The sequence below is a fragment of the Treponema parvum genome (genome assembly GCF_017893945.1).
Taxonomy (GTDB): domain Bacteria; phylum Spirochaetota; class Spirochaetia; order Treponematales; family Treponemataceae; genus Treponema_D; species Treponema_D parvum_A.
In genome coordinates, this window is the sequence record NZ_CP054257.1 from 2,513,183 (window position 1) to 2,525,606 (window position 12,424).

A 12,424-nucleotide genomic window follows, 5' to 3' on the forward strand; every position below is an offset into this window, starting at 1 on the left:
ATGTGGACGCTGCAGCTGACAGAAGAATTTCAGATTTGCGCTGTGAAGCTGCTGTCGGTTGCGGCGTCCGTTTTTTGTAAGAATCTTAAAACAACATACGGTAAAATATCGTATGGAGAAGGAGATGAAATCATGGGACGGACAGAAATTCTTTTTGAAGATGATTTTTCCTCGTTTCCGATCGGGCCGCTGCCTTTTGACAGAGAGCACTCTGCCATGGGTGAATTTCACTATTGCGTAAATCCGGGTTATTCAGGCCGGTGGTATGATCCTATCACAAACTGGGCTTTTCGCGGTCCAAGCTGGATTGTAACGCACGAAGACGAAAATCATTCTATGGAGCAGATGCGAGTTAGAAATCCTCTTACGCACGATGTCTGCTCGACGTTGGTCGCAGGAGAAAAGGATTGGGCGGACTATACTTTGAGAGTAGACATCCGCGCTCTTTGCACAACGGATCAGGCGGGTATTCTTTTCAGATACCAAACATCTTTACATCATTATGCGCTGTTCCTTTGTAATCAAGAGATGCAGCTGTTTAAAGTCGATAAAACAAAACGGACAATGCTTGCGTCGGCGCCTTTTGAATATACATGCGATGAGTTTCATACCCTTAGCGTCTCTGCGGCGGGAGACAAAATCAGCTGTTCTGCGGATGGAAAAGAAATGATTTCCATTCATGACAAAACCTATGGCCACGGGTGCATTGCTCTTGGAGCGTTCGTGCCGGTGCAGTACCGCCGGGTTTGCGTTGAATGTTCGGATTTTCAGTATAAGGAGCTTTTATCGCGCAGGGATAGGTATGCAAAACTTCTTGCCGAAAAAAGGAAAAACTATGCCCAGCCTAAACTGTATAAAACTTTTGATCTGGGTAATTACGGTGCGTCCCGCCAGATCCGGTTCGGTCATTTAACCGGTACGGATGAGCTTTTTTTTCTGATTGCGCAGCATCAAAAGCGCGTTTACAAAGAGCGCTATTGCAACATCAGCTGCCTTACCGCTGTGAGTCTTGAAAGCGGTAAAATTCTTTGGCAATGGGGAGAACCGTCCGAGTTGGAAGTTAATCAGGACACAACCTGCGATCTGCCGATGCAGATCTATGACATAAATAACGACGGATTCGACGAAGTTATTGTCGCCCGCGATTTTAAGCTCATGATCCTTGACGGACGAACGGGCAAAACCCTTCAATGGATAGACGTACCGTTTAACACGGAGGATCCTGCAAAAATTCAGGGGATAGAATTCAAAAAACATGCGTTTGACCGCCTGAATGTAGATGCCATCCGTATAGTCAATGTATCGGGCAAGGAGCGCCCCAGCGATATCCTTATAAAAGATAGATATGCTAGACTTTATGTTTATAACGATCATCTGGAGCTGATCTGGAAATTCTGTCATAACAATACGGGGCATTTTCCGTATGCATACGACTTTAACGGTGACGGCAGAGATGAGATTTTCAGTTGTTATAACATGATCTCTGCAGACGGTGAGCTCCTTTGGGAACTGCCGATCCCCGACGATCATACTGATGAGATTATTATAGGACGGTTTAATCCCGATATGGACGAGGATCAGATCGCCGTCGTTGCCGGATGGCGGGGTTTCATGATAGTTGACATAAAAGGTAATATCTTAGTCAGACACATTAACGGACATGCACAGCGCATCAGTGCCGCCAACTACTGTCCTAATCGTTCCGGCTTGGAAATATGCACAACAACCTATTGGGAAAATCAAGGAATAATTTATCTGTATGATGGGAAAGGCCGCGAAATCTGGCATATGGAGCCGTCCACAAACGGAAATATCATTGCACCGGTCAATTGGCAGGGTGACGGGACGGAACTTATCATGCTGAACGGCAACGTTCGGCTCGGCGGAATGCTTGACGGAGACGGAGACAGAGTCGTTGTCTTTCCGGATGACGGACATCCTGAGATGTGCTGCGAAGTGTTGAATATTACCGGAGATGCGCGGGATGAGATTGTCCTCTGGGATCATAAGAAGATGTATATATACACGCAGGACAGACCTTGCGGCATAACCGATAGGGAATATATCCCTGAAAAGTATCCGATCTACAATTCGTCCAATTATCGAGGAGAATACTCTTTTGCGCGTTGGAGAAGCTTAAAACCGAACGGGCGGGATAAGAAAGGAGATTGAAAAGCTATGCTGATGGAGTACTATCTAAAGGAATACGCCGGACTTTTTGCAAACACAGACAGGAATGTCTGGAATTACGAAGACGGTTGTGTGTTGATCGGTTTAAATGCTCTTTATGAGTCAACCGGAGACGAGACCTACTTTGATTGCATCAAGACATTTATGGATCGGTATATCGAAGAGGACGGACACATCCGCCTTTACCGGATGGAAGATTATAATGTGGATTTTATACCGGCAGGGCGCGTACTATACCTGTTGCACGAAAAGACAGGAAAGGAAAAGTATCTCATAGCAATCGAAACTCTGATGGAACAGATCCGTCGACAACCGCGCACTCAACACGGAAGCTTTTGGCATAAAGCAATCTATCCAAATCAAGTCTGGTTAGACGGGCTGTACATGGCGTTGCCGTACTATGCGATGTATCAGTTGCGCTTCAGCAACGGCAGTCTTGACGATATTGTTATGCAGTTTGAAAATGCAAGGAAATATCTTTACGATGAAAAACAGAAGTTGTACTATCATGCATTCTGTGCTACAAAGGATATTTTTTGGGCAAATCCAAAAACGGGCTGTTCCGCGAATTTCTGGACACGCGCAATTGGCTGGCATCTTATGGCCTTTGCGGATATCTATGCGATGATGCCCAATGGGAAACTGAAAGAGCGCATGGGTGAGTTGTATATGGAGTGCGCTTCCGGTGTCATTAAAAGACGGGATGATAAAAGCGGTATGTTTATGCAGCTCACTGCTCTTCCGGACACGAAGGGCAACTATCCTGAAACCAGCGGAACACTGATGATCGCTTACAGCCTGATGAAAGGAACAAGGTTCGGCCTTCTGCCTGCGGAGTTTGGCAGAACGGGAGCCGAAGTTTTAATGAGTGTGGAAAAGAATGAATTTCGACTGGCAGGGGACGAGTTGCATCTTGGAGGAATCTGTAAAGGCGCCGGCCTTGGTCCAGACGGCAATTTCCGACGCGATGGCTCGGCGGAGTACTACATTTCTGAGGATGTCGTTGAGGATGAGCAAAAGGGTGTCGGCGTCTGTATGATGGCCTATGCCGAATGGCTGTGCTATTCGAATAAAGTGCGGCACGGTGGTCCGAGAGTCGGTATCTTTATGAAAGCCTATGACCCGATCATGCCGGATGAAATCGCAAGGTTGGCAATAGAGGGCAAACGGCCTGGCCGCTTGTGAACTGTAAAATAAATTTGTATGCAATGCTGCGCCCGTGCATGGATATGCATTTATCATCAAAAGGAAGTGAACTATGAGTAGTCAGCAAAGTACCGTTTATTATGACAGCTTAAAGGGTATGCTGCTCAAATATGATAAGTATTCGCGGAAAAGCCGCTTTTTGGGAAAAGGGCTGGAGGACTTTCAAAAATGGAAAATTAACAGCAAAAATATCCTGTGTAATCTTTTGGGATTATCTTTGATGGATAGAACAGAATTAAATCCTCAAATGCTGGAATCCGGTCCTTATACGGACGGGATATCTTTTGAAAAAATTCTGCTAGAGACGGAACCAGATATCTACATGCCTGTTTTGATTCTGATACCGAAAACAACGCCAAAAGGAGTTTTTTTGGCAATGTCGGGACATAGGGGCGTCGGAAAAGAATCGGTTGCGGGGCATCACGTCAATTCTACAGTTGACGGTGCGATTGAGTTTTATAATTATGATTACGGGTATCAGCTGGCAAAACTGGGCTATGTAGTTGCATGCCCTGAAACACGGGGTTTCGGAGAACGAAGAGATGCGGCGGCTCAGGGCAATACGCCTGAAAAATTGCTTTCCTGTTCTTGTTTTCAATTAGCTCACATGGCGGAGGGTATGGGCGAGACTGTAGTGGGAATGCAGGTTTGGGACAATATGCGGCTTATTGATTATCTGGAACGGCGAGCAGAATGGAGTCTTGATAACCTAGGGAGCATCGGCTTTTCCGGCGGCGGTATGCAAACGTTATGGCTTTCCGCCATGGATGCACGCGTAAAGCAGGTTTACATAAGCGGGTATTTTTACGGGGCACGTGACTCGTTTATGCTCTTGAACGGCAATTGCAGCTGCAATTATGTGCCGGGATTGTGGCGGCACTTCGACCTCGGCGATATTGCTTCGATTATTGCGCCAAAGCCTATGGTAATCCAGACGTGTTCTGAGGATGCCCTTAACGGCCCGCGCGGATTGAAAAATGTAGAAGAGCAATTGCAGATTTTACGCAAAGCCTACTCATTTTATAATGCTGAAGACCGCTTGATACACGAAATTTTCCCCGGACAGCATCATATGCATACGGATAATCTTGAAAAGCTGACAAATCAATTTGACTCAATTCTAAGAAAGATGTAGGCTAAGTTGAAAATCATTTATCTTCATTATTCTCTCCGGTTTTTTACAAAAATACTTTTATGTGCTAGAATGCTTTAATTTATGAAGTATGAAATTCCGTTGTTAGAAAAGATCGTTTCCGCCGTTACGGGGAATAAAACAAAAAATGATCCCGATGTGGCTTTTGCAAAAAAATCATTAAAGGGAATTTGTTCTGCGATCGATAAATTCGCGCAAAAGGCGGACGGCCGCCTGGCTGAAAAATTTCCGGAACTGTCTTTAAAAATAAAGGACTTGAGCCGTAAAATGCATATGCTCGAACCGGACGTGTCTACCGCCGCCGGCAAAGCCGAGCAGGCGATCGCCCAGAAAATAACTTGCGCCAGCTCTTCGTGCGAGGTTGTGCTTACGGGCGGCGGCGCCGAAGAATTGGAAAAACAGCTTGCGGAGCTTGAGAAACTTGTTCACATAAGGTCGCACGGATCCTTGCCGCCGCCGGCAAAACAGACGGCTAATCAGGCGGCGCTTTTCTGAGGAGCGCGTCGCCGGACTTGCAGCGGCGCTTTCCGAACGGCGGCCGTCATAATGACGTGCGCCTTCCGCCGGACGCAGCAAGTTTTTACACAAGTTCCGCCGAATACGCGCTTTGCCTTAGGCGCACGATACCGGCCTTGAAGCGGCGATATGCGGCGGGAAGAGTCTCCGGGATAACTTTTCCGCTTTATTTACGGCTCGCTTTTGGATCGGGCGTTTTTCTTCTTCTGACATCGTGTTTTTCTTCCCAAAGTCTCAGCTTATTAAGGCAAACATAAAACGCGGGAACAAGAAAAAAATCGGCAAAAAGCCATGCCGCAGGAGAAGCGAAGCAGGCTCCCGCGAATCCGAAAATCGGAACAAAAACAATGCCTATGAAAGAACGTGCGAACATTTCAAGAACGCCTGCGTAAATCGCAAATTTGCTGAAACCCATTCCTTGAATCGTAAACCTGATTACATTGACCATTGTAAGTAAAATATAAGATGCGCTGTTGACTATCAAAAAAAGCTGTGACTGCTCAAGTATGCTTACCTTCGCTTTATTTAAAAATAACATAGTGAGCTCTTTACCGAAAAAAAGCATGACAAGGAAAGCCAGCACGGAATATGCAAAGCCCAGAGCGTTACTCGAATACATTCCAGTCTTGAGCCTGTCAAGTTTTCCGGCGCCCGTGTTTTGTCCGGCATAAGTCGCCATAGTAGTTCCCAGTGCGTCAAACGGAGTACAAAAAAACGCTCCTATCCTGCTGCCTGCCGTGATCGCCGCCACCGCTCCCGAACCGAGAGTGTTTACAGCCGCCTGCAGAACTACCGTTCCGACCGCCGTAATGGAATATTGCAGCCCCATCGGAACGCCCGTTCCGCACAGAGTGGTAAAATGATGCGTCCGGATGCGTCTGTCGTCCTTTGTCATGTTCAATATCTTAAATTTCTTTTTCATGTAAAGCAGGCACACAACGCCCGCCGCAGCCTGTGAAATAACGGTTGCAAGAGAAGCTCCTTCCACATCGGTGTGAAGAAGACAGATAAAAAACAGATCCAATCCTATATTTATTACCGATGAAAAAAGCAAAAAATAAACGGGAGTTTTGCTGTCGCCCATCGCGCGTATTATGCCGGAAACCACGTTGTATAAAAAAACGAAAGGAATTCCGTAAAATATTATGAGGATATAGTTTGCGGCACGATCGAGTATGTTGTGCGGCGTAAGCATTAAAATCAGAAGCGGACGGCAAAATATGACGGTGACGGCTGTCATAAAAAAAGAAAAAATCACTGAAAGATATCCGGCGTTGGCAACAAACTGGCGCATGGTTCTGTAGTCCTTCGCGCCGAATTTTTGCGCAATAGGAATCGAAAGGCCGCTGCACAGTCCCGTCACAAATCCTATTATCAAAAAATTTACGGAACCTGTAGAACCTACGGCCGCAAGAGCGTCTATGCCGAGAAATTTTCCTACTATAACGATGTCCACAAGGTTATAGAATTGCTGAAACAGATAACCCAAAAGCGCAGGAACCGAAAAACCCAAGATAAGCGACAGGGGCGACCCCTGAGTTAAATCCTTTGTCATGCAGAAAATTATAGCTTATTTCAGCAGAAATCGCGAGTGTCCGTATTGCCTTACTTGTCGCGTACCGCAATTTTTATTTGCTTTTTTTTGCGTTTTACCGTATATTAATTGTATACAATTTAATTTTGGAGGATTGGATTATGGCAATGGAAATAACACAGCAGAATTTTAAAAGCGAAGTAGCCGAATCTTCGGTTCCGGTTATGATCGATTTTTGGGCTTCATGGTGCGGGCCTTGCAGAATGATGGGGCCGATCGTCGATGAAGTTGCCGAGGATCTTAAAGGAAAGGTAAAAGTGGGAAAGGTCAACGTCGACGAGCAAAGCGGCCTTGCCCAGGAATACGGAATTTCAAGCATTCCCACGTTTTTGGTTTTTAAAGGCGGAAAAAAGGTCGCTGAAATCGTCGGAGGCCGCAGCAAAGACGATCTTAAGAAATTTGCATTGGACAATGCTTGACGCCTCTTTTTCAGCTTTAGTATGAGCGAGCGGTGCGTAAAATGTTTCCGTCCTTTGGGAAATTGCTTTTGTAAATACATATTCCCCTTTGATCCCGGAATAAAATTCGTATTTTTAATGCATCCCAAAGAAGCAAAACACCAAAGGACGGGCACCGGCCGCCTGTCGCATCTTACCCTGATAAATTCCGAAATCCTTGTGGGCCTTGATTTTACAAAAAACGAAAGGCTGGCCGAGCTTCTTTGCGACGAAGACTATTTTCCGCTGCTCCTGTATCCCGGAAAAGACGCTTGGACTTCCCAAAACGAGGGTTTTGCAAAAACTGTGGGAAAAAAGAAACTTTTAGTACTCATCATCGACGCAACGTGGTTTTGTTCGCGTAAAATTATAGAACACAGTCCCAATCTTATGACAATCCCGCGCGTCTCTTTTTCAGGCTGTTACCGGTCGATTTTTACATTTAAAAGAGAGCCCCGCCCGGAATATATTTCTACGATAGAATCCTGCTATTATCTGATAAAGGAATTGCAGCCCTTAGGCCTTGCCGCCCGCAGAGCCGAGCCCGAACCTCTTATGGAAGTTTTTAAGCGGATGATAAAATTTCAAATCGAATCCGAAAACGCCCGCATAGAAGGGAAACTTCCGAGCACGCATGCCTATGATTGGAAATATAAGAGAAAAAGAGATATTCTTTTATGACGCAATTAAGAACTTTATGACGCAATCAAGACCTTCGCCGCGGATCCGCAGCGAAGATAAAAGCGCGCGGTGTATTAATTTTGCACGAGCGCAAAGCAGTTATTCGTTAAGTATGGGAAGCACTCCTTTCGGAGAAAATTCCCCAGCAAGCGCGCCGAAAAGAGCCGCCGCAGTGTATTCCGAATAGCTGTAACCCATCAGAATTGCGTCCGACCACGTCAGGCTGAAGGCATTTTCAGGGGACATGATGGAAAGGATTATTATTTTTTTACCCGAATCTTTAAGACTTTTAAGACGCTCGGCGATCTGCCTTGTTCGTCCGTTATGGACGCAAAAAATAACGGTGTTGTAAGATGCCGCCGTGTAAAGAATATTGTCTATCATCCACTGCGTTTCGTTCGGCCCTATTTCATAATTAAAACGGAATTCCGCAGCGTCGGGAAAACGCTTTTTTCCTTCCACAAAATAAGACGGAAAAGCTCCCGCCAAAAGCACGCGGCCTGCGTCTTCTTGTTTTAACGGGAGCCCGTCGGCTTTATACGGCGTTATCGAGCGGCAGGCTTGCTCCAAAAAGAATTTTCGGCCATCTTCATCCGGAATCCTTTTCGGAATGGCCGCCGTATCCGGGTAAAGAGGAGCTGCGTTTTTGTTTTTAAAATAGTCGAGTTTGACTTTTATTACGCGCCTTGCAGCCTTTGTTACCGTTTCGCGGAACGCAAGATCGCTTTTCATCCTTGCCAGATTTGAAGTCCAAAGACCTTCGTTTAAATGAGCCGTCGTCGACGATATTATGATGTCGTTCCCCGCTTCTATTGCCATTCTGAATGCGTTTGAAACCGAACCTGCGTACATGGTGTCGCCGTTCATCATCATGTCGTCCGTAATTATAAGCCCTTCGTAGCCTAACTTTTCGCGCAGTATTTGCGTCAAAAAAGTTTTTGAAAGCGACGCCGGTTCCCCGTTGTTTGTTATCCTAGGGAATCCTAAGTGGCCGGACATAACGGCGGGAATTTTTTCGGCGATAAGGTATTTGAAAGGAACAAGTTCCCTTTCAGACCATGTTTCAAAATCTATATCTATAGCCGGAAGGTGCAGGTGAGAGTCTTCATCCGTAGCGCCGTGGCCCGGAAAATGTTTTGCAGTGGGAATAACGCCTGCGGCCATACTTCCGGCCGCAAAGGCCGCTCCCAGAACGCCCGAATTGTCCGGATCTTCGCCGAAAGAGCGCGTCCCTATGATCGCCGAATGATGATTTGTGTATAGATCCACCGAAGGGGCAAAGTTCATGTTTATTCCGAGCGCATGAATTTCTCTGTTGATATAGTATCCGCTGTACCACGCGTCGAACGGATATCCAGACGCGCCTATTGCGAGGTTACCGGGAGTGTTTGCCGTCGCGCCCTTTACGTGCCTTATCCAGCCGCCTTCCTGGTCGGTAGCGACGAACAAGGGAATTTTATACCGGCGGCCTTGAGCCTTTTTTTGTATTTCGGAAACCGACTTTGCCACAAGGTTTATGTCGTCCGTATTCCACCCGAAAATCTTTACGCTGCCGAGCCCTCTGTCCGACACCCATTGGTTTAGAAGTTCCGACGGTTCGGCTCCCGCCCACCCGAACATGAAGATCTGCGCCAAAAGCTCCGAATCTTCCATGCGCCGTATCAGGGCTTCCGCAAGAACGTCGGAAGGATAATCGCTCCAAAACGTAATGTCTGGCGGAAGGCAGTCGGCAAGAGAAGGAATCTCCGTTTGATTTTTTTGATCCGCGGCGGCGCCTGAACGGTTTTCGACAGGAAATTCGGCGCTTCCTGAATAAGTTTCGGATATGGGCGCAAAATTCGCTTCAGCGGCAGGATTTTTTGCCGATGTTTTTATGATCGCCCGCCCGGCCGTAAATAAAACCGCCGACAGACAAAGCGCAAGGAGAATGGAAAGAGCGACGATTTTTTTCATTTTTAAATACTTCCTTTTTCGGAAGTTTTAAGATCGTATATGTACTCGGCCGCTTGATGCGCCGCCGTAGCTCCGTCCGAAGCTGCCGTAATGAGCTGCCTGAAAGGTTTTGCGCGAACGTCGCCCGCTGCGTAAAGCCCCGGAACTATTGTTTCCATGCTGTCGTTTGTGATTAAATATCCGTTTTTATCCGCAGGCAAGGTAGAAACGATTTCCGTACACGGCGATATTCCTATAAATATAAAAACGGCGTCCGCCGGAAGTTCGGTTTTTTCTTTTGTCTGAGTATCTTCCAAAAGCACGGACTCCACCCTGTTTTTGCCGCGGATTTCAAGTATGTTTGTGTTATAGCGTATGGCTATGCCCGTCTTTACCACCTTATCCGCCACGGCTTTTTGCGCGCCGAGTTTTGCCCGCCTGTGAACGAGCGTTACGTCGCTTGATATTGTGGAAAGATATGCGGCTTCGGTACAGGCGGAATCTCCCCCTCCCGCAACTATTATCTTTTTGTCTTTAAAAAAAGGCCCGTCGCATGTGGCGCAATAAGAAACTCCGTGTCCCACCAGTTCGCTTTCTCCCGGAATTCCCAAAGTATTGTGAGTAGCGCCGGTGGCAATAAGAAGCGCAAGAGAAGAAAAAATTCCTTTTGAAGTTTTAACAAAAAAATTTTGCTTTATTTTATCGACGGAAATCACATTAGCCTGTAAAATTTCTACGCCGAAAGCCTTTGTCTGTTTTATCATATTTATGGCAAAATCGGCTCCGTTTACCGGAGGATACACGCCCGGATAGTTTTCAAGTTCCGCTATCTGCAGAGCCTGCCCCCCGCCGGTTGACGTGTCAAGTATGAGAGTTTTCAGCCCCGCTCTGGCGCCGTATTGCCCGGCCGAAAGCCCCGCGGCTCCCGCGCCGATTATGATGTAATCGAATTCCTGTGGATCCATAGAGACAGTATACCATTACGGACATGTTTACAAAAGATATCGCATTGCCTCACGTAAAATCTAACCGAAAAAAAAGCGGTGAATCACGTAAAAATCTAACCCAAATCTGAGTCACAATAGAAGCCCGAAGGAAGGGCAAAATGGGGTTAGACATGAAAACGAAACAGAAATTAACCGAAGAAACGGCAAAACGCTACTGTACGGCAAGCAAAAAGCACAAGACGAAAATCATCGATGAGTTCATTGCGACCACCGGCTACAACCGAAAGTATGCCATCCACATTTTGAAAAACACGGCGTACATAAAAATAACACACTTTAACAACGTTGAAAAAAAGAGCGTGCAGGTCATTACGAAAGTACGCAAAAAGCGGCGCTATGAAAAATACTACTGTCAAGACGTACAACAGGAAGTTATTCGCCTGTGGATTTTATCGATGTATCTGTGTGCAAAACGCCTTGTTCCGTTCATCCGCGACAACATCGACTACTTTGCTCAAAAGGCAGGCTATGATGAACAACTCAAGCTTAAACTAAGCGCCATATCAAGCGCAACGGTCGCAAGGATTCTCAAGCCGGAAATCCCAAAACATTCAATCCGCGGTATTTCGACCACACGTCCTGCAAAAAATCTGAATAAGCTTATTCCCATACGCACCTATTTCAATTGGGACGAGAAAAAACCAGGCTTTTTTGAAGCCGACACGGTCGCTCATTGCGGTATGAGGAGCGAAGGTCAGTATGTTTGTACGCTCACACTCACCGACGTGCATTCAGGATGGACGGAAAACAGAGCTCTTTTGAACAAAGCCCAACGCTGGACAAAAGAAGCGGTCGATGATGTAAAAGAAAAATTACCGTTTAAGATGAAAGGCATCGACAGTGATAACGGAGGTGAGTTCAAAAATACTCAGCTGTTGCAATGGTGCCAAGAGCATAAGGTTGTATTTACCAGAGGTAGAGAATACAAAAAGAATGACAATTGCTTTGTCGAGCAGAAAAATGACAGTGTGGTACGAAGAATTGTCGGCTATTACCGCTTTGAAGGAGAAGAAACACGAGAAGTCATGGCAGAACTGTATGAATACTATAACAAGCTCGTCAACTTTTTTTTCCCTTCGATGAAGATTATCGCTAAGGCACGAATAGACGCAAAGGTTATAAAAAAATATGATACTGCTAAGACTCCTTACCGAAGGCTTATGGAAAGCAAGGAACTGAGCCCTGCTGAAAAAGAGGAACTGAGACGGAGAATGGTCAACTTGGATTTGCAACTGCTGCTTGAGAAAACACAACAGCTCCAAAGTACGCTTATCTCTATGGCTGTCCCTTGGTCAAAATAGCTACGGTTAGATTTTTACTTGAGGAACCTAAATCATTTGGGTTAGATTTTTATTTGAGGAAATACGGATATGCAAGGGTTTCGCCCCACACGAAAAAACGATCCCAAAACCGGGGTTATGCTTGGGTTCTTACTTCGTCAATAAACAAACTGTATTCGTCTAAGGTCTTGCAGCGGTTTAAGAAAAAAAGCGAAACACGCGGATACGCCCAACTGAAATAGGAAAAAAATAACGGCGGCCGTAAAAAACTACAGCCGCCGCGCATATATAAAAACGGACGGCGTTTTTGCCATACCGCCCGGAAAAAAGAGGCGTCAATCGGAATTGAACCGATGCATAGAGGTTTTGCAGACCTGTCCCTTACCACTTGGGTATGACGCCGTTCTAAACCGAATATATTGTAAAGC

Annotated in this window: 10 protein-coding genes and 1 tRNA gene; 7 read left to right on the forward strand and 4 right to left on the reverse strand. The window is 46.1% G+C overall.

The genetic code is table 11. From position 1 onward, the window contains the following. From HRI96_RS11170 to HRI96_RS11185, 4 genes are all read left to right on the forward strand, one after another. Nucleotides 1–2,172: a hypothetical protein gene (locus HRI96_RS11170; protein WP_256729238.1), complete on the forward strand. Its 2,172-nt coding sequence runs from the start codon at nt 1–3 to the stop codon at nt 2,170–2,172. A gap of 6 nt (nt 2,173–2,178) precedes the next feature. Next, nucleotides 2,179–3,375: a glycoside hydrolase family 88/105 protein gene (locus tag HRI96_RS11175; RefSeq protein WP_210117423.1), complete on the forward strand. Its 1,197-nt coding sequence runs from the start codon at nt 2,179–2,181 to the stop codon at nt 3,373–3,375. A 73-nt stretch (nt 3,376–3,448) separates the two neighbouring features. Further along, nucleotides 3,449–4,531 carry a dienelactone hydrolase family protein gene (locus tag HRI96_RS11180; protein ID WP_210117424.1) on the forward strand — a complete coding sequence of 361 codons (1,083 nt, stop codon included), beginning with the start codon at nt 3,449–3,451 and terminating at the stop codon, nt 4,529–4,531. Nucleotides 4,532–4,612: 81 nt separating this feature from the next. Beyond that, on the forward strand, nt 4,613–5,044 hold the full coding sequence (locus HRI96_RS11185) for a hypothetical protein (RefSeq protein WP_210117425.1): 432 nt from the start codon (nt 4,613–4,615) through the stop codon (nt 5,042–5,044). Between the two features lie 187 nt (nt 5,045–5,231). On the opposite strand, the gene HRI96_RS11190 is transcribed toward HRI96_RS11185, so the two are convergent. Continuing rightward, nucleotides 5,232–6,620: an MATE family efflux transporter gene (locus tag HRI96_RS11190; protein ID WP_210117426.1), complete on the reverse strand. Its 1,389-nt coding sequence runs from the start codon at nt 6,618–6,620 to the stop codon at nt 5,232–5,234. A gap of 140 nt (nt 6,621–6,760) precedes the next feature. Here HRI96_RS11190 and trxA point away from each other — a divergent pair, with 140 nt between their 5' ends. Continuing rightward, a complete protein-coding gene (gene trxA, locus HRI96_RS11195; RefSeq protein WP_210117427.1) occupies nt 6,761–7,078 on the forward strand; it encodes a thioredoxin in 318 nt (105 codons plus the stop codon). A 21-nt stretch (nt 7,079–7,099) separates the two neighbouring features. Further along, nucleotides 7,100–7,777 (forward strand): tRNA-uridine aminocarboxypropyltransferase, encoded by a 678-nt coding sequence (locus tag HRI96_RS11200; RefSeq protein WP_210117428.1) that lies wholly within the window; start codon nt 7,100–7,102, stop codon nt 7,775–7,777. A gap of 99 nt (nt 7,778–7,876) precedes the next feature. Here the strand turns inward: HRI96_RS11200 and HRI96_RS11205 are convergent, their stop codons facing one another. Together HRI96_RS11205 and HRI96_RS11210 are read right to left on the reverse strand one after the other, a co-directional pair. Further along, entirely contained in the window at nt 7,877–9,730 is a 1,854-nt protein-coding gene (locus tag HRI96_RS11205; RefSeq protein WP_210117429.1) for a glycoside hydrolase family 3 protein, read from the reverse strand. 2 nt (nt 9,731–9,732) lie between these two features. Further along, entirely contained in the window at nt 9,733–10,674 is a 942-nt protein-coding gene (locus tag HRI96_RS11210) for an NAD(P)/FAD-dependent oxidoreductase (RefSeq protein WP_210117430.1), read from the reverse strand. Between the two features lie 140 nt (nt 10,675–10,814). Between HRI96_RS11210 and HRI96_RS11215 the strand changes: the two genes are divergently transcribed. Beyond that, the gene (locus tag HRI96_RS11215) at nt 10,815–12,017 is read left to right on the forward strand and encodes an integrase catalytic domain-containing protein (RefSeq protein ID WP_210116713.1); all 1,203 of its coding nucleotides are present in this window, start codon (nt 10,815–10,817) and stop codon (nt 12,015–12,017) included. 309 nt (nt 12,018–12,326) lie between these two features. On the opposite strand, the gene HRI96_RS11220 is transcribed toward HRI96_RS11215, so the two are convergent. Further along, nucleotides 12,327–12,398: transfer RNA gene (locus HRI96_RS11220), tRNA-Cys, on the reverse strand. Nucleotides 12,399–12,424: the final 26 nt, after the last annotated feature.

Bases quoted from the DNA above. Each gene is read 5' to 3' on its own strand.
- HRI96_RS11175 (WP_210117423.1), top strand. From the start codon at position 2,179: ATGCTGATGGAGTACTATCTAAAGGAATACGCCGGACTTTTTGCAAAC.
- HRI96_RS11215 (WP_210116713.1), top strand. From the start codon at position 10,815: ATGGGGTTAGACATGAAAACGAAACAGAAATTAACCGAAGAAACGGCA.
- HRI96_RS11205 (WP_210117429.1), bottom strand. From the start codon at position 9,730: ATGAAAAAAATCGTCGCTCTTTCCATTCTCCTTGCGCTTTGTCTGTCG.
- HRI96_RS11210 (WP_210117430.1), bottom strand. From the start codon at position 10,674: ATGGATCCACAGGAATTCGATTACATCATAATCGGCGCGGGAGCCGCG.
- trxA (WP_210117427.1), top strand. From the start codon at position 6,761: ATGGCAATGGAAATAACACAGCAGAATTTTAAAAGCGAAGTAGCCGAA.
- HRI96_RS11170 (WP_256729238.1), top strand. From the start codon at position 1: ATGTGGACGCTGCAGCTGACAGAAGAATTTCAGATTTGCGCTGTGAAG.
- HRI96_RS11185 (WP_210117425.1), top strand. From the start codon at position 4,613: ATGAAGTATGAAATTCCGTTGTTAGAAAAGATCGTTTCCGCCGTTACG.
- HRI96_RS11200 (WP_210117428.1), top strand. From the start codon at position 7,100: ATGAGCGAGCGGTGCGTAAAATGTTTCCGTCCTTTGGGAAATTGCTTT.
- HRI96_RS11180 (WP_210117424.1), top strand. From the start codon at position 3,449: ATGAGTAGTCAGCAAAGTACCGTTTATTATGACAGCTTAAAGGGTATG.
- HRI96_RS11190 (WP_210117426.1), bottom strand. From the start codon at position 6,620: ATGACAAAGGATTTAACTCAGGGGTCGCCCCTGTCGCTTATCTTGGGT.